This window comes from Pseudoxanthomonas beigongshangi (assembly GCF_016820515.1).
GTDB classification, from domain to species: Bacteria; Pseudomonadota; Gammaproteobacteria; order Xanthomonadales; family Xanthomonadaceae; genus Pseudoxanthomonas_A; species Pseudoxanthomonas_A beigongshangi.
In genome coordinates this window covers 128,008-144,902 of record NZ_JADHDV010000011.1, presented here as the reverse complement: position 1 = coordinate 144,902, position 16,895 = coordinate 128,008, and the positions used below count along the sequence as shown (strand labels likewise).

General features: G+C 69.0%; 15 protein-coding genes. 12 read left to right on the top strand and 3 right to left on the bottom strand.

What is annotated here, in order from left to right; all coding sequences use genetic code 11:
* Window positions 1–277 precede the first annotated feature (277 nt).
* The 6 genes from IQ458_RS10520 (at window position 278) to IQ458_RS10495 (ending at window position 6,989) form a co-directional block, all read left to right on the top strand.
* Window positions 278–1,885: a carboxyl transferase domain-containing protein gene (locus IQ458_RS10520; protein WP_203322745.1), complete on the top strand. Its 1,608-nt coding sequence runs from the start codon at window positions 278–280 to the stop codon at window positions 1,883–1,885.
* A 3-nt stretch (window positions 1,886–1,888) separates the two neighbouring features.
* Complete coding sequence (locus IQ458_RS10515) at window positions 1,889–2,638, top strand: SDR family oxidoreductase (protein ID WP_203322744.1); 750 nt, start codon at window positions 1,889–1,891, stop codon at window positions 2,636–2,638.
* 155 nt (window positions 2,639–2,793) lie between these two features.
* Window positions 2,794–3,327, top strand: a complete 534-nt coding sequence (locus IQ458_RS10510) for a bactofilin family protein (protein WP_203322743.1) — start codon at window positions 2,794–2,796, stop codon at window positions 3,325–3,327.
* A 3-nt stretch (window positions 3,328–3,330) separates the two neighbouring features.
* On the top strand, window positions 3,331–3,696 hold the full coding sequence (locus IQ458_RS10505; RefSeq protein ID WP_183637146.1) for a hypothetical protein: 366 nt from the start codon (window positions 3,331–3,333) through the stop codon (window positions 3,694–3,696).
* A 100-nt stretch (window positions 3,697–3,796) separates the two neighbouring features.
* On the top strand, window positions 3,797–5,491 hold the full coding sequence (locus IQ458_RS10500) for a molecular chaperone HscC (RefSeq protein ID WP_183637149.1): 1,695 nt from the start codon (window positions 3,797–3,799) through the stop codon (window positions 5,489–5,491).
* Window position 5,492: 1 nt separating this feature from the next.
* Window positions 5,493–6,989: a J domain-containing protein gene (locus IQ458_RS10495; protein ID WP_203322742.1), complete on the top strand. Its 1,497-nt coding sequence runs from the start codon at window positions 5,493–5,495 to the stop codon at window positions 6,987–6,989.
* A 4-nt stretch (window positions 6,990–6,993) separates the two neighbouring features.
* Here the strand turns inward: IQ458_RS10495 and IQ458_RS10490 are convergent, their stop codons facing one another.
* The 3 genes from IQ458_RS10490 to IQ458_RS10480 are packed head-to-tail and all read right to left on the bottom strand — an operon-like array spanning window position 6,994 to window position 9,342.
* On the bottom strand, window positions 6,994–7,248 hold the full coding sequence (locus IQ458_RS10490) for a DUF6587 family protein (protein WP_183637156.1): 255 nt from the start codon (window positions 7,246–7,248) through the stop codon (window positions 6,994–6,996).
* A 1-nt stretch (window position 7,249) separates the two neighbouring features.
* Entirely contained in the window at window positions 7,250–9,100 is a 1,851-nt protein-coding gene (feoB, locus tag IQ458_RS10485) for a ferrous iron transport protein B (protein WP_203322741.1), read from the bottom strand.
* On the bottom strand, window positions 9,097–9,342 hold the full coding sequence (locus IQ458_RS10480) for a FeoA family protein (protein ID WP_221188910.1): 246 nt from the start codon (window positions 9,340–9,342) through the stop codon (window positions 9,097–9,099). Before IQ458_RS10480 ends, feoB begins: the two co-directional genes overlap by 4 nt.
* A gap of 109 nt (window positions 9,343–9,451) precedes the next feature.
* On the opposite strand from IQ458_RS10480, the gene IQ458_RS10475 reads away from it, so the two are divergent.
* The 6 genes from IQ458_RS10475 to IQ458_RS10450 are packed head-to-tail and all read left to right on the top strand — an operon-like array spanning window position 9,452 to window position 16,836.
* Window positions 9,452–10,252 (top strand): enoyl-CoA hydratase-related protein, encoded by an 801-nt coding sequence (locus IQ458_RS10475; protein WP_203322740.1) that lies wholly within the window; start codon window positions 9,452–9,454, stop codon window positions 10,250–10,252.
* A 51-nt stretch (window positions 10,253–10,303) separates the two neighbouring features.
* A complete protein-coding gene (locus IQ458_RS10470; RefSeq protein WP_183637165.1) occupies window positions 10,304–10,696 on the top strand; it encodes a VOC family protein in 393 nt (130 codons plus the stop codon).
* 47 nt (window positions 10,697–10,743) lie between these two features.
* Entirely contained in the window at window positions 10,744–12,735 is a 1,992-nt protein-coding gene (locus IQ458_RS10465; protein WP_203322739.1) for an acetyl/propionyl/methylcrotonyl-CoA carboxylase subunit alpha, read from the top strand.
* Window positions 12,732–13,352, top strand: a complete 621-nt coding sequence (locus tag IQ458_RS10460; RefSeq protein ID WP_183637169.1) for a hypothetical protein — start codon at window positions 12,732–12,734, stop codon at window positions 13,350–13,352. Before IQ458_RS10465 ends, IQ458_RS10460 begins: the two co-directional genes overlap by 4 nt.
* A complete protein-coding gene (locus IQ458_RS10455) occupies window positions 13,349–14,242 on the top strand; it encodes a hydroxymethylglutaryl-CoA lyase (RefSeq protein ID WP_203322738.1) in 894 nt (297 codons plus the stop codon). The genes IQ458_RS10460 and IQ458_RS10455 overlap by 4 nt, the downstream gene beginning before the upstream one ends.
* Window positions 14,239–16,836, top strand: a complete 2,598-nt coding sequence (locus tag IQ458_RS10450; protein ID WP_225562459.1) for a sensor domain-containing protein — start codon at window positions 14,239–14,241, stop codon at window positions 16,834–16,836. Before IQ458_RS10455 ends, IQ458_RS10450 begins: the two co-directional genes overlap by 4 nt.
* The last annotated feature ends 59 nt before the right edge of the window (window positions 16,837–16,895 follow it).

Sequence of the window (16,895 nt, the reverse complement as noted above, 5' to 3'; positions counted from 1 at the left end):
GCCGCCCAGGCTGGCGACGCCGCTGCCGCTGCCACCACCGACGCTGCCGCCACCGCGGCTGGCGCCGTGGCCGACGCCGCCCAGGCGACCGCCGACAAGGCTGCCGAAGTGGCCGACAAGGCTGACGCCAAGGCTGAAGAAGCCAAGAAGTAATCGTCCGGCCAACGCCGAACACGACAAGGCCCGCGCAAGCGGGCCTTGTTTTTTTGCGGCGCGGAAAGTTTGGCGGACCTGCGGCTTTGTGTTTACATGCCGCCTTTCCCGTTCCGGTCGCCGCATGTCCGCCATCACTTCGCAACTCGATCCGCGTTCGCAGGAATTCCTCGACAACGCCGAATACCATCGTGCGCTGGTCGCCGAACTCGATCGCCGCCTGGCCCGGGCCGCGGACGGCGGTGGCGACAAGGCACGCCAGCGCCATACCGAGCGCGGCAAGCTGCTGGCGCGTGACCGCATCACCGCACTGCTCGATCCCGGTTCGCCGTTCCTGGAAATCGCCCCGCTGGCCGCCGAGGACATGTATGACGGCGCCGCGCCCGCCGCCGGCATGGTCTGCGGCATCGGCCGGGTGATGGGCCAGGAAGTGGTAGTGGTCGCCAACGATGCCACGGTCAAGGGCGGCACGTACTTCCCGATGACGGTGAAGAAGCATCTGCGCGCGCAGGAAGTGGCGCGCGAGAACCGCCTGCCCTGCATCTACCTGGTCGACTCCGGCGGCGCGTTCCTGCCGCTGCAGGACGAAGTGTTCCCGGATCGCGAGCACTTCGGCCGGATCTTCTACAACCAGGCGCGCCTGAGCGCCGACAACATTCCGCAGATCGCAGTGGTGATGGGCAGTTGCACCGCCGGCGGCGCCTACGTGCCGGCGATGAGCGACGAATCGATCATCGTCAAGGAACAGGGCACCATCTTCCTGGGCGGCCCGCCGCTGGTGAAGGCCGCCACCGGCGAAGTCGTCGATGCCGAGGCGCTGGGTGGCGCCGACGTGCATACCAGCGTGTCCGGCGTGGCCGATCACTTCGCCGAGGATGATCGCGACGCCCTGCAGATCGCCCGCCGCCTGGTCGGCAACCTCAACCGGCGCAAGGCCGTACCGGTCGCGGTGCGCGAAGCGCGCGAGCCACTGCATCCGGCCGACGAGTTGTACGGCATCGTGCCGAAGGACACCCGCCGCCCGTTCGACATCCGCGAGGTCATCGCCCGCATCACCGACGGCAGCGAACTGGACGAATTCAAGGCGCGCTACGGCAAGACCCTGGTGACCGGCTTCGCCCACCTGCACGGCTATCCGGTCGGCATCGTCGCCAACAACGGCATCCTGTTTTCCGAGAGCGCGCTCAAGGGCGCGCACTTCATCGAACTGTGCAATCAGCGCGGCATCCCGCTGGTGTTCCTGCAGAACATCACCGGCTTCATGGTTGGCCGCAAGTACGAGAACGCCGGCATCGCCAAGGACGGCGCCAAGATGGTCACCGCCGTGGCCTGTTCGTCGGTACCCAAGTTCACCGTCGTCATCGGCGGCAGCTTCGGCGCCGGCAACTACGCGATGTGCGGACGCGCGTACGGCGCGCGCTTCCTGTGGATGTGGCCCAACGCGCGCATCAGCGTGATGGGCGGCGAGCAGGCCGCGAGCGTGCTGGCCACGGTCCGGCGCGATGGCATCGAGGCCGGCGGCGGCCATTGGGCGGCGGAAGAGGAAGAAGCCTTCAAGGCCCCCATCCGCGAGCAATACGAAACCCAGGGCAGTCCCTGGTACGCCACCGCGCGGCTGTGGGACGACGGCATCATCGATCCGGCCGACACCCGCCGCGTGCTCGGCCTCGGCCTGTCGGCCTCGCTCAACGCACCGATCGAACCGGCGCGCTTCGGCGTGTTCCGGATGTAATCCATGGCGGCGCCTGTCCTGCTGGTGACCGGCGGCGGCCGCGGCATCGGCGCCGCCACCGCCCGCCTGGCCGCCGCGCGCGGCTACACGGTGGCGATCAACTACCGGCGCGATGCCGTCGCCGCGCACGCGCTGGTCGAGCGCATCCGCGCCGACGGCGGGCGGGCCGCCGCGTTCGTCGCCGATATCGCGGTGGAAGCCGAAGTGGAACGCCTGTTCGCGGAAGTGGACGGCGCCTTCGGGCCGCTCGATGCGCTGGTCAACAATGCCGGCGTGCTGGAAACCCAGATGCGGGTGGAGGCGATGGACGCGGCCCGCGTGCAGCGCATCCTGGCCACCAACGTGGTCGGCCCCCTGCTCTGCTGCCGCGAGGCGATCCGGCGCATGTCGACCCGCCGGGGCGGCCGTGGCGGCGCGATCGTCAACGTGTCCTCGGTGGCGGCGCGCACCGGTTCCCCCGGCGAGTACGTCGACTACGCCGCCTCCAAGGGGGCGCTGGATACGCTCACGGTCGGGCTGGCCCAGGAAGTCGCCGCCGACGGTGTCCGGGTCAGCGCGGTGCGTCCCGGGTTCATCCATACCGACATGCATGCCAGCGGCGGCGAACCGGACCGGGTGGAACGGGTCAAGGCGTTTGTGCCGATGAAACGCGGCGGCCAGCCCGAAGAGGTCGCCCGGGCAATCCTCTGGCTCCTTTCGGAGGAAGCCAGCTACACCAGCGGCACCTTCCTCGACGTCGCCGGCGGCCGCTGACCGCCCCCCTCTTCAGCTGCGTGAGTACGGCCTGCACATCGCCGACCCTCGCATGAATCAGGGCAACGAACCGACCAATGGGCAAAGACGGTCACAACCTTGACCCCGGCGACGGGCGATAGTCGGCCGTTCACATCGCCCGGAGTTGCCGCTTTATGTCCATCTGGAAAGACCAAGGCCCCGCCAAGAAGGATGCCGTTCCGCTGCCGCCGGAACCTTCGCCCGCGCCTGCGCGCGAATCCACGGCGGCCGCGGATTTTTCCCCGACCGTCAGCAATCCGCCGGGCATGCGCGCGGCCCCCGCCCCCGAGCGCGAAGTCAAGGAATCGCTGATCGCCGCCGACCTGACCATCGAGGGCAAGATCGAGGGCACCGGCCACATCCGCATCGCCGGCAAGTTCAAGGGCGACGTCAATGTGCAGGGCGACCTCACCATCGAGAACGGCGCCAAGTTGAACGGCGGCGTGCGTGCCAAGAAGGTGATCATCGCCGGCGAGCTGGAGGGCAACATCGAATCCGCCTCGCGGGTGGAGCTGCTCGCCTCCGGCGTGCTGGTCGGCGACGTCAAGGCCGGCTCGCTGACCGTCGCGGCCGGTTCGCGGATGCGCGGCCAGGCCGACTTCGGCTGGGAAGAGGACAAGGCCGCGCCGCGCGCCGCCAAGGCGGCCAATGGTCCAGACGCCGGCTAAGGCATGAGCAGCCCGCGCCCGGGGATGGCCGGGGCGACCCGTACCTGCCCGCACTGCAAGACCACCATCCTGGAAAGCGCCGCGGTCTGCCCGGCGTGCCGCCACCACCTGCGCTTCGACGAGGCGTCGCTGGCGGCCGCGCGCACGGCGCAGACGGTGGTGCCGCTGAAGGTGGAGGGCAGCGTCCGCCATCCCGCCGATGGCGGTCCCTGGGAGTACTCGGTGGTGATGAGCATCCGCAACGATCGTGGCGAGGAAGTCACCCGCCAGGTGGTCGGCGTGGGCGCGATGCAGCCGGGCGAGCAGCGCACCTTCACCCTGAGCGTGGAGATGTTCCCGCGGCCGGGTGGCCGCGGGCCGCGTCGCTGAAGACCGCCTGCGGGCGAGCGCGCCGCATCCTCCGGGTACCCGCCACTGCTTCCCTGCCCTTACACTGATCGCCGATGCAGGGAAGGATCCAGGGGACTGAATGATTGTCGGCATTGATCTGGGGACCACCCATTCGCTGGTGGGCGTGTATGGCGAACAGGGACCACAGCTGATTCCGAATGCGCTGAACAGCTACCTGACGCCGTCGGTGGTCAGCGTGGATGGCCAGGACGCGGTGCTGGTCGGGCAAGCCGCGCGCGAGCGCCTGATTACCCATCCGCAGTCCAGCGTGGCGCATTTCAAGCGCTGGATGGGCACTGATCGGGTCACCCGGCTCGGCAAGCATTCCTTCCGGCCGGAGGAACTATCGGCGCTGGTGCTGCGCGCGCTGATCGCCGACGCCGAGGCGCACCTTGGCCAGAAGGTCGGCGAAGCCGTCATCAGCGTGCCCGCCTACTTCGGCGACGCCCAGCGCAAGGCGACCCGCATCGCCGGCGAGCTAGCCGGCATCAAGGTCGAGCGGCTGATCAACGAACCCACCGCGGCGGCGCTGGCTTACGGCCTGCAGCAACGCGAAGGCGGCGGACGCTTCCTGGTGTTCGATCTGGGCGGCGGCACCTTCGACGTGTCGATCCTGGAAATGTTCGAGGGCGTGATGGAAGTGCACGCCAGCGCCGGCGACAACTTCCTCGGCGGCGAGGATTTCCTGCATGCGCTGCGCGATGCCTGCCTGCAGGATCTCGGCATCGCCCCGGGCACCCTGCAACCGGCCGAATCGGCGCAACTGCTGCGCCGGCTGGAACTGCTCAAGCGCGAGCTCTCGCACGCGTCGGCTACCGAACATGCCGTCGAACTGACGCTGGCCGGGCAGGCACGCAGCTGGCAGCTGGACGAAGCCCGTTTCGCCCGCATCTGCGAGCCGTTGGTGCAGCGCCTGCGCGCGCCGCTGGAACGCGCCATGCGCGACGCCCGGCTCACACCCGCGCAGCTGGACGACATCGTGCTGGTCGGCGGCGCTTCGCGGATGCCGCTGACGGCACGGCTGGTGTCGCGCATGTTCGGCCGGCTGCCGCTGCGCCACATCAATCCCGACGAAGCCATCGCGGTGGGCGCGGCGATCGCGGCCGGCATGAAGGCGCGCGACGAGAAGCTGGAGGAAGTGATCCTCACCGATGTCTGTCCGCACACCCTCGGCGTCGGCACCAGCCAGCAGGGGGCCAACGGCCAGGTCACCAGCGGCATCTTCTCGCCAATCATCCACCGCAACAGCACGGTGCCGGTCAGCCGGGTCGAGCGCTACCAGCCGCTGCAGGACTGGCAACGGCAGGTGGAATTCGAGATCTTCCAGGGCGAAAGCCCGCGGGTGGAGCACAACGTGCGGCTGGGCAAGATCAGCGTGGCGGTCCCGGCCAAGGCCGCGCACGAGAACCCGGTGGACATCCGTTTCACCTACGACGTCAACGGCCTGCTCCAGGTCGAGGCCACCGTGGTCGCCACCGGCGAGACCCACGAGGTCATCCTGGAACAGAACCCGGGCATCCTCTCGCAGGCCGAGATCCGCGAACGCCTGGCGACGCTGGCGGCACTGAAGATCCACCCGCGCGACCAGCAGGAGAACCTCAGCCTGATCGCCCGCGCCGAGCGCCTGTACGAGGAACTGCTGTGGGCACGCGGCGATCTGCAGGACGCGCTGGTGCGCTTCCGCGGCGCGCTCGACAGCCAGGATCCCGACGTGATCCGCGAACACCGCACCCATTTCGCCGCCATGCTCCAGCACATCGAGTCGCAGGCCTGAGATGGCTCCGTTCGATCTGCTGGGCGTTCCCCGCGACGCGGATGAAAGCGCGATCAAGCGCGCCTACGCGCGACGCCTGAAGGTCACCCGGCCGGATGACGATCCGGAAGGTTTCCAGCGCCTGCACGAGGCCTACCAACAAGCCCTCCAGCATTGCCGGCAGCGGGCGATGGCAGCCGCCTGGGAGGAAGAGGAAGACGACATCGAAGCGGCGGACGTAGCCGCGGTCGGCGATGACGACCAGCCGCAGGCCGGACGGGAACATGGACACGGGGAAACGGAACTGCTGGCGGATCCCGCGACGGCGCACACCGTCCTGCTCGACGCGGAACAACTGGACGCGCTGATCTCCGGGCGCACGCCGCACCTGCCATCGCCGGTCGCCAGCGCCGCCGCAGCAGCGGCCTCCGCGGTTGCGGATGCGACCACGCGACGCTTCGACTTCGATGGTTTTTTCGCGGAAACCGTGCAACGGGCCCGCGATACACCTCCCGCCGTACTGTCGGCCTGGCTGGCGGCACACGACGACCTTTACCAGTTGGAACTGAAACAGTCGGTCGGCGATGCGCTGTTCCAGCGCCTGGGTTACGACGGCGTCACGATTCCACCCGCGAACCTGTCCGCGCTGGAGACCTTCTTCGGCCAGCAGGACTATTGGCTGGAGCAACGGATGGCGGTGCGCTGGGCGATCGAACGCGAGCAGACTTCCCGCTACGACGAGCCACGTCCGCTGGCGATCCGCCAGCTCAAGCGCCCTTTCCGATGGCCGCAGGCGCTGGCCATCGCCTGCGTGCCGGGAATGTCCGCGCGCATCGCCCGGTTGTCGCAACGCCTGAGCGAGGACTACGGCGATCTGCCGGATGGCATTGATCCGGGCCAGGATCAGTTCTTCCGGCAACTTGCCCGCAAGGACTATCTCGGCGTCTGGCGCTGGTTGCCGATGCTGGCACGCGCCGTCCTGTTGGCGCTGCTGGGCTATCTGCTCGCACCGGTCGTGTTCGCGCAATCGCGCCCTGCCCTGCCGACCGCGCTGGTGGTCGGTGGAGTTGCCCTGGCAATCCAGGGCGGCTGGCGCCTGATGGTGTGGCTACACGCGATCAGCCTCGGCGACAACGGTTCCGCCAACGAGAACCGACGCGCGCTGATACCGGTGTTGCTGGCAGTGACGGGCCTGGTCCTGGCCGCGCTGTCGGGAGTGGACTGGCTGGCGTACCCGCTGGTTGTTCCCGCCGCCCTGATTCATTGGCGACGCAGCTTCGATGCCTTGCGATTCCTGCTGGGTGGCATCGCCATGCAGCCCTTGTTGCCCGACACGCTTCCCGATCTGTGGTCGGCCGGGGCGGTCGGCTTCGCCATGGTCCCACTGGGCCTTGCGCTGTTTGACGGACTCTACGCGCGCAGCCAGCGGATTCCATTGTCCGCCGCCGCGGGCAATGGCTGGACCACGCTGGCCTCGTACGGCTTCTTCGTCGGCTGGGTGCTGGCGCGGGTGTTCTAGGCGGTCAGACCTTCGACGACGGCCCGCAACTGTTGCAGCCGCCGCAGCCATCGCCACCACCGGAACCGCGCGGCTCCGGCGCGATCCAGCGCCCCAGCGCATGCAACCAGCCTGGACGACCCTCGCGCAGCAACGGCAGCGCCAACGCCACCCGCGCCTTGCGCAGCGTGCCCGGAAACTGCTTCTTCAGCACCACCCACACGCTGGCCAGCGCCAGCAGGCCGATGATCGCGTATTGCAGGATCAGCGAGCCGTCCACGTCAGCCCGCTCCCAGCGCCTTGGCGATCTGGTAGGTCAGCAGCGAGGCGACATAGGCCATCGCGAACAGGTAGAACGCCGCGTACGACATCTGCTTCCACGAGTTGGTCTCCCGCTTGATGGTCGCCAGCGTGGACAGGCACATGGGCGCATAGATGTACCAGACCAGCAGCGACAGCGCGGTCGCCAGCGACCAGCCATCGCTGATCAATGGCGACAACGCCTGCGCGGCTGCGTCGTCGTCGGCCGCGGACAGCGCGTAGACCGTGGCCAGCGACGCCACCGCCACTTCACGTGCCGCCAGGCCCGGAATCAGCGCGATGCAGATCTGCCAGTTGAAGCCCAGCGGCGCGAAGAACACCGCCATCGCATGACCGATGCGGCCGGCAAAGCTGTAGTCGATGGCCGGCCCCACCGCGTCGACCGGTGGCGCGGGGAAGTTCAGCAACACCCACAGCAGCACTGTCATCGCCAGGATGATGCCGCCGACCCGGCGCAGGAAAATCCAGGCGCGCTCCCACAGGCCGATCGCGAGATCGCGCGGATGGGGAATGCGGTAGGAAGGCAGCTCCAGCATCAGCGGATGCTCGCTCTTGTCGCGGCGCCACTTCTTCATGACCCAGGCCACCAGCAGCGCGCTGAGGATGCCCGCCACGTACAGGCCGAACAGGACCAGGCCCTGCTGGTTGAACATGCCGATCTTCTTTTCCGGCACGAACGCGCCAATCAGCAGCGCATACACCGGCAGGCGCGCCGAGCAGGTCATCAACGGTGCGACCAGGATTGTCGCCAGGCGATCGCGCGGATCCTGGATCGAACGGGTCGCCATGATGCCGGGAATGGCGCAGGCGAAGCTCGACAGCAACGGGATGAAGGAACGCCCCGACAGGCCGGCCGAGGCCATCATCCGATCCAGCAGGAACGCCGCACGCGGCAGGTAGCCGGATTCCTCCAGCGCCAGGATGAAGGCGAACAGGATCAGGATCTGCGGCAGGAACACGATCACGCCACCGACGCCGGCGATGATGCCGTCCACCAGCAGACTGTTGAGCGGGCCTTCCGGCAGCGTGCCGCCCACCCATTCGCCCAGTGCGCCGGTCCCCGCTTCGATCAGATCCATCAACGGGGTGGCCCAGGCGTACACCGCCTGGAAGATCAGGAACATCACCACGATCAGCGCGACGAAGCCGATCACCGGGTGCAGCAGCCAGCGATCCAGCGCGTCGTCCACCTGGGCGGTGCGTTGCGGCATGTCCACCGCCAGCGACAGCAGACGGCGCGTTTCCGCGTGCAGGTCGGCGTCGCCGCCCAGCCGGTGCTTCGGCGGATGCGGCGCATCGGCCATGCGCTCGATCTGCTCGACCAGCGCGCGCGCGCCGTTGTGCTTGACCGCCACCGTCTCCACCACGGGCACGCCGAGTTCGCGCGACAGCGCCTCCAGGTCCACGCGGATGCCGCGGCGGCGCGCGGCGTCCATCATGTTGACCGCCAGGATCATCGGCTTGTCGAGCTCGCGCACTTCCAGCGCGAAACGCAGGTGCAGGCGCAGGTTGGTGGCATCGACCACGCAGACCAGCACGTCCGGCGGCGCCTCGCCGGGCAGGAAGCCACGGCAGAAATCACGGGTGACCGCCTCGTCCAGGCTGGCGGCATGCAGGCTGTAGGCACCGGGCAGGTCCAGCAACGCGTAGCTGCGTCCCGATGCGGTGTGCAGGCGGCCTTCCTTGCGCTCCACGGTCACGCCGGCATAGTTGGCAACCTTCTGGCGGCTGCCGGTCAGCTGGTTGAACAGCGCGGTCTTGCCGCAGTTCGGGTTGCCGACCAGGGCCAGCCGCAATGGCTGCGCGCTCATGCCGCCGCTCCCGCCGGACGGACCCGGATCCGCGCCGCCTCGCTGCGACGCAGGGCGAAACGGGTGAAGCCCACCTGCACCAGCAGCGGTTCGGCGCCCAGCGGTCCCTTGGCGACGATCTGCACCTCCTCGCCGTCGACAAAACCCAGCTCGCGCAGGCGGCGGGCGATGTTGTCGTTGGGGTGGCTGTCGTCGACCGATTCGACGATGGCCAGGGTCCGGGGAGGCAATTCGGTCAGCATCACGCGGCAACTCTCAAATGCGAACTATTCTCATTGTAGCATCGCCGCAGCGCACGAAGGCCAAAATCGGCGCAGGGGCTATCATTTGCCGCTTTCGGGAGGAGCAGACATGACGGAGCCGCACGCACCGGCGCTGGCCAGCCATCTGGATGATGGCGTGTTGCGGCTGCGGCTGAACCGCCCGGAACTGCACAACGCGTTCGACGCCGGCCTGATCACGCAGCTGACCCGTGAACTGGAAGGGGCTGGAGCCAACCCCAATGTCCGGGTGGTGGTGCTGGAAGGTGCCGGCGCCTCGTTCTCGGCCGGGGCCGATCTGAACTGGATGCGCGGCATGGCCGCCGCCGGCGAAGCCGAGAACCGCGAGGACGCGCTGGCGCTGGCCCGACTGATGCGCACGCTGGACGAACTGCCGCGTCCGACTCTCGCACGCGTGCATGGCGCGGCGTTCGGTGGTGGGGTCGGTCTGGTGGCCTGCTGCGATATCGCCATCGGCGTGCCGGAGGCGAAGTTCGGGCTGACCGAGAGCAAACTCGGTCTGTTGCCGGCGGTGATTTCGCCCTACGTCATTGCCGCGATCGGGCCGCGCCAGGCCCGGCGCTGGTTCGCGACCGCCGAGATTTTCGACGCCGCCACCGCGCTGGACATCGGCCTGCTGCACCAGGTGGTCGAAGCCGACGCGCTGGATGCGGCGGTGCAACGCCAGATCGATCTGCTGCTCAAGGCCGGACCGCAGGCCGCCGCCACCGCCAAGCAACTGGTCACCCGGGTCGCCGCGCAGGCGGACCGTGATTGCCTGGATGCCGACAATGCCGCGCTGATCGCGCGCCTGCGGGTGTCGGCCGAAGGCCAGGAAGGCCTGTCCGCCTTCCTGGAAAAACGCGCGCCGGCCTGGGTGCCCGCGCGCTGACGCCACTGGCGCGGGGAGCGCGCCGCCCTCTTCCCTCCAAGGTGTGCCGACATGATTGACCATGCTGGTTTTGCCGTCGCCGACTATCCGCGCAGCCGCGCTTTCTACGAACGGGTGCTCGCACCGCTGGGCTACGCGGTGGTCATGGAAGTGACCGAGCGCGAAACCGGCCCGGGTGGCTACCAGGGCTGCGGATTCGGACCGCCGCGCAAACCGGCGTTCTGGGTCGGCACCGGCGCGCGTCCGGGCACCGGCACCCATGTCGCCTTCGTCGCCCCCGACCGCGGCGCCGTCGATGCCTTCCATGCCACGGCCCTGGCTGCGGGCGCGACCGACAACGGCGCCCCGGGCCTGCGCCCGCACTACCATCCCGATTACTACGCCGCGTTCGTGATCGATCCCGACGGCAACAACGTCGAAGCGGTCTGCCACGCGCCGGCCTGATCCTCGCCTCGCTTTCCTACCGAACCGACACGGAAATCCCGACCCGCATGTTCGACAAGATCCTCATCGCCAACCGCGGCGAAATCGCCTGCCGCGTGATCCGCACCTGCCGTCGCCTCGGCATCCGCACCGTTGCGGTGTATTCGGAAGCCGACGCCGACGCACAGCACGTGCGCCAGGCGGACGAGGCCTGGCCGATCGGCGGGCCGCGGCCGGCCGACAGCTACCTGCGCGGCGACGCCATTCTGGAAGTCGCGCGCCGCTGCGGCGCGCAGGCCATCCATCCCGGCTATGGCTTCCTGTCGGAGAACGCCGACTTCGCCGAGGCGGTGGAATCGGCGGGTCTGGTCTTCATCGGCCCGGGCGCGGCGTCGATGCGCAAGATGGGCAGCAAGGCCGGAGCCAAGGAGTTGATGGCCGCCGCCGGCGTACCGGTGGTGCCGGGCTACACCGGCGAGGATCAATCGCCCAACACGCTGTCGCGCGAGGCCGCACGGATCGGCTTCCCGCTGATGATCAAGGCCGCCCATGGCGGTGGCGGCAAGGGCATGCGGATCGTGCACCGGCTGGACGACTTCATCGCCCAGTTGGAAAGCTGCCAGCGCGAGGCGGCCAACGCCTTCGGCCGCGACCGCGTGCTGCTGGAACGCTACGTGTCCACGCCGCGCCACATCGAGATCCAGGTGTTCGCCGATCGCCACGGCCATACCCTGCATCTCAACGAGCGAGAGTGTTCGGCGCAGCGGCGCTACCAGAAGGTGCTGGAGGAAGCGCCCTCGCCGTTCCTGACCCCGGCGCAACGCACGGCGATGGGCCAGGCCGCCATCCTTGCCGCGCAGGCGATCGACTACGTCAATGCCGGCACGGTCGAATTCATCGTCGCACCCGACGGCGAATTCTTCTTCATGGAGACCAACACCCGCCTGCAGGTCGAGCACCCGGTCACCGAGATGACCACCGGCCTGGACCTGGTGGAGTGGCAGTTGCGGGTGGCGGCCGGCGAGCCGCTGCCGCTGGCGCAGGACGCGATTCCGCAGCAGGGCCACGCCATCGAGGTGCGCCTGTACGCCGAGGATCCGGAAGCCGGGTTCCTGCCCGGTTCGGGCCGGCTGGAGCGCCTGCGGCTGCCGCCGACGGACCCGCACGTGCGCATCGATTCGGGCGTGACCGAAGGCGATACGGTCACCATTTTCTACGATCCGATGATTGCCAAGCTGATCGTCCACGACCGCGACCGCCCCGCCGCGCTGGCGCGCCTGCGCGACGCGCTCGAACAGTGCGACGTGATCGGGCCGAAGTCGAACATCGCGTTCCTGGAGCGGCTGGCGCGCCACCCGGCGGTGCTGGAGGGGCGCATCGATACCGGCTACCTGGATCGGCACCTGGACGAGTTCCTCGCCGCCGGCGAACCCGACCCGGCCGCCCTGTTGGCCGCCGCCACCGCCACCCTGCTCGCGCAGGAGGCCGCTGCCGGCGATACCGCGCGCGCGTCCGCCGATCCGGGTTCGCCCTGGGCCATCGCCGACGGCTGGCGGCTGGGCCATGCCGGCCAGCGGCCGCTGAGTTTCGTCCACCGGGGACAGACCTTCGCCCTGAAGGCACAGGGTACCCAGGGCCGCTATGCCATCGAACACGACGGCCGCACCCACGCCATCGAGGGCGCGCGGTTGACCGGCGACCTGCTCGGTTTGCGTATGGATCATGAAGCACGGCGTTTCCGCGTCCTGCGGGAAGGCGAGCGCATCACCGTCCACGACGGCCGGCAGCGGGTCGTGCTGGAACAGGTGCCCGCCTATCGCAGGACCGCGACCGCCGATGCCGGGGGAGACCACCGCGTGCGCGCGCCGATGCCCGGCCGCGTGGTGGTGGTCCGCGCCAAGGCCGGCGACACGGTGACCACGGGCCAGGAACTGCTGGTGATGGAAGCGATGAAGATGGAGCTGGCATTGAAGGCCCCGCGCGATGGCGTGGTGGGCGAGCTGCGCGCCAGCGCCGGCGACTTCGTCGAAGCCGATGCCGTCCTGGTGACCCTGGAATGACGGGCCGCCGCCGCATGCCGCTGTTGTTCCTGCTGGCCCTCGCGTTGCCGGCCCTGCCCGGCTGCCTGATGTTCGAACGCGCTCCCGCCGAACTGGGCTGCGACCCGGCCCTGGCCGGCCGCTGGCTGCCATTGCCCGGCGCGGATCCGGAAAAGATGCCGCTGGGCTCCGGCGACTACGCCGAGATCGACGCGCAGTGCCAGGTCTCGCTGGTCGAAAGCGGCAAGACGCCGCGCACCCGGTTCCGCGCGCTGGGTTTCGAACTCGACGGCACGCGCTACCTGGCGCTGGACCAGGACGACATGCGCGATCTGTTCAACGACCCGAAAGCGCCGGCGGGAAACAGCAAGTTGCCCGCCACCAGCGTGCTGCTGCTCAAGTACCGCATCGCCGACGACGTGCTGGAAGTGGCGATGCCGCGGGCCAGCCGCGCGCTCGAACGCATCCAGCAGGGCGACCCGGGCATTCGCGAGGTCGACACGATGGTGTACCTGCTGGGAGGCGAGGCCGACGCACTGCGGGCGACGCTGGCGGCGGATCCGGGGCTGTTCGACAGCTTCGATCCCGCCTCGCGCAATCCGCGCCTGCGCCGCGCCGGCATGGAGGCCGCGCCATGACCGACTTCGTCCGCATCGTCGAGGTCGGTCCGCGCGACGGCCTGCAGAACGAGAAGGCGGTGATCGCCACCGCCGACAAGATCGAACTCATTGATCGCCTCTCCCGTACCGGCCTGCGCACCATCGAGGCCACCAGCTTCGTCAGTCCACGCTGGGTGCCGCAACTGGCCGACGCGGCGGAAGTGTTCACGGGGATCCATCGCGAACCGGGTGTTGCCTATCCGGTGCTGGTGCCGAACGAGACCGGCTACGACCGCGCGCGCGCGGTCGGCGTGGAGGAAATCGCGGTGTTCACCGCCGCTTCCGAAGCGTTCAACCGCAAGAACATCAATGCCGGCATCGACGAATCCATCGAGCGCTTCCGGCCGGTGCTGGCGCGCGCCGCCGCCGACGGAGTGCGGGTTCGCGGCTACGTGTCCACGGTGCTCGGTTGCCCCTATCAGGGCGATGTGCCGGTGGCCGACGTGGTCAGGGTCGCGAGCCGGCTGCACGAACTGGGCTGCTACGAGATTTCGCTCGGCGACACCATCGGCGTGGGCACCCCGCTGAAGGCGCGCGTGATGCTGCAGGCGGTCGCCAGCGTGGTGCCGCTATCGTCGCTGGCGGTGCATTTCCACGACACCTACGGCCAGGCGCTGGCCAACATCCTGGCATGCCTGGAGGAAGGCGTGCGGGTGGTCGACGCCGCGGTCTCGGGGACCGGCGGCTGTCCCTACGCCAAGGGCGCCAGCGGCAACGTCGCCAGCGAGGACGTGGTCTACATGCTGCACGGCATGGGCATCGCCACCGGTGTCGACCTGGACCGGCTGGGCGAAACCGGCCGCTGGCTCGCCGCCCTGCTCGGCCGCGAGACCGGCAGCAAGGCCGGCAAGGCGATGGCGGCCACATGAACGTCGCCGGCGCGTCGGCCCCGGACGATGCCGCCAGCCCGGCGGCCGTCCCCGTCGCGCCGGAGACCGAAGCCACCTTGCAGGCCATCGCCCGCGCGATGGCCGATCCCGCGGTCGACGAGGGAACCCGCGCCCTGCTCGCCCGCGCCCGCGAGACCCTGCTTGCCGCGCTGGCCAGCGCGGAAGCCGAACGCCAGCGCTACCGCAATCTTTTCGACGCCGTGCCCGATCCGGTCAGCATCATCGCCGAGGACGGGACGGTGATGGATCTCAATCGCGCCGGCATGCGCGCCTACCGCCGGCCGCGCGAGGAGATCGTCGGCAAGAACATCAACGTGCTCAACCCGGATCTGCCGCGCGATCACCTGATGCCGGTCTGGGAGACGCTCAACCGTGGTGACACCTATGTCATCGAGGTCACCAACATGCGCGGCGACGGCAGCCGCTTCCCGGTCGAAGTGCATTCGGCCAACATCAATTTCGACGGGCGCAAGAGCATCGTCGCGGTGGCACGCGACATCAGTACGCGGCGGGAAGCGGAGATGCGCTACCGCGAACTGATGGAAACCATCGACAAGGGCATCGTGGTGCAGGACCACGATCTGGGCCTGCAGTACTGCAACGGCGCGGCCATGCGCATCTTCGGCATCCGCGAGGATCAGCGCACGGCCGACGAGTTGGGCATCGAACACTGGCGCATCGTCGGGGCGGATGGTCGCGAGTTGCGCCGCGACGAACTTCCGGCGCAGCGCGCGCTGGATACCGGCCATGTCGTCGAGAGCGCGCTGCTGGGTATGTACCACCGCCAGCGCCGGCAGATGATCTGGTTGACGGTCACCTCGGTGCCGCAGTTCCTGCCCGGCGGCAACCGGCCGGCACAGGTGACTTCGCTGTTCAGCGACGTGACCGAGCTCAAGCGCGACAGCGCGCTGTTCGATCGCGCGCAGTCGCTGGCGCACATCGGTGGCTGGGAATGGGACATCGCCCGCGACCGCCTGTACCTGACCGAGGAAGCCATCCGCATCCTCGGTGCCGCCCTGCCCCCCGATACCCTCGATGCGCTGCTGGCCTGCCTGCGCGAGCCGGATCGGCGGCGCCTGCGTTGCATGGTGGAACGGGTCGCCACCGGTGGCGCCGGTTTCGATCTCGAGCTGCAGGGACGCCGCCACGACGGCCAGCCGTTCTGGATCCGGGTGATCGGCGACGCCGAGCCCGGCGACCCCGGCAACTCGCGGATCACCGGCACCCTGCAGGACATCTCCACCGACAAGCAGGCGGAAGAGACCCTGCGCATCCAGGCCCGCACCGATCCGCTCACCGGCCTGATGAACCGCGACGCGGTGCTGACCGAAATCGCCGAGCGCCTGGCCGATCCCGTCCACCCGCAGGCTTCGGTGCTGTACATCGATCTCGACCGCTTCAAGATGATCAACGATGTGCTGGGCCACAACGCCGGCGACGAGCTGCTGGTGCAGGCGGCCAACCGCATCCGCGATGCGGTGGGCGAGCACGGCATGATCGCGCGCTTCGGCGGCGACGAGTTCCTGGTGGTCTGCGATGCCGGCGGCGACCGTGCCCTGCCCGAGCGCCTCGCCGACGCCATCCTGCGGGCGTTCGCCGAAGCCTTCCGCTTCGACCAGGACGAATTTTCGATCACCGCCAGCATCGGCATCGCGCGTGCGCCCGACGATGGCCTGCGCCCGCAGCAATTGATCCAGAACGCCGACATCGCGATGTACGACAGCAAGCACCGCGCCCGCAACGGCTGGCAGGTGTTCTCGCCCGAACTGGCGCAGCGCCAGCAGGATCGCCTGCAGATCGAGACCCAGCTGCGGCGCGCGGTGGACAACCAGGAATTCCGGCTGGTCTACCAGCCGCAGGTGGATCTGCGCCAGGGCCGGATCGTCGCCGCCGAGGCGCTGATCCGCTGGCAGAACCACCAGCTCGGCGAACTGCGCCCGGACCTGTTCATCAGTCACGCCGAAACCACCGGCGACATCGTCAACATCGGCAGCTGGGTGCTGCGCGAGGCCTGCCGCCAGGTCGCGGAGTGGCGCGATCAGGGCCTGGGCATCGTGCGGGTGGCGGTCAACGTCTCCTATCGCCAGTTCGTCGGCGAGGATCTGGCCGACAAGGTGCGCCGCCTGCTCGAAGAGTTCCAGTTGCCGGGTTCGGCGCTGGAGCTGGAGTTCACCGAACGCGTGCTGATCGAGGACGCGCCGTCCACCCTGCGTACCTTTGCCGGGCTCAAGGCGCTGGGCGTGGTGCTGACCATCGACGATTTCGGCGAAGGCTACAGCGCGCTCAATTACCTGCGCCGACTGCCCATCCACGGGCTCAAGCTCAGCCAGCTGTTCACCGAGGGCGTGCCGAACAACCGTTCCGACGTGGCGGTCTGCCAGGCGGTTTCCGCGATCGCCCGCAGCCTGGGCCTGGGACTGGTCGCCGAGGGCGTGGAATCGGAGGCCCAGCGCCAGTTCCTGCTGCAACTGGGCGTGCCGGTCGGCCAGGGCTTCCTGTTCGCCCCGGGGCTGTCGCCGGACGAGTTCGCCCGCCGCCTGGACCTGCCGTTGGACCGCGCCTCCAACGGCTGAGCGCGCACCGCTGCCGGGGCGACCGGTCATTCGCGTAAAATGCGGGTCTTTCCGTCCCA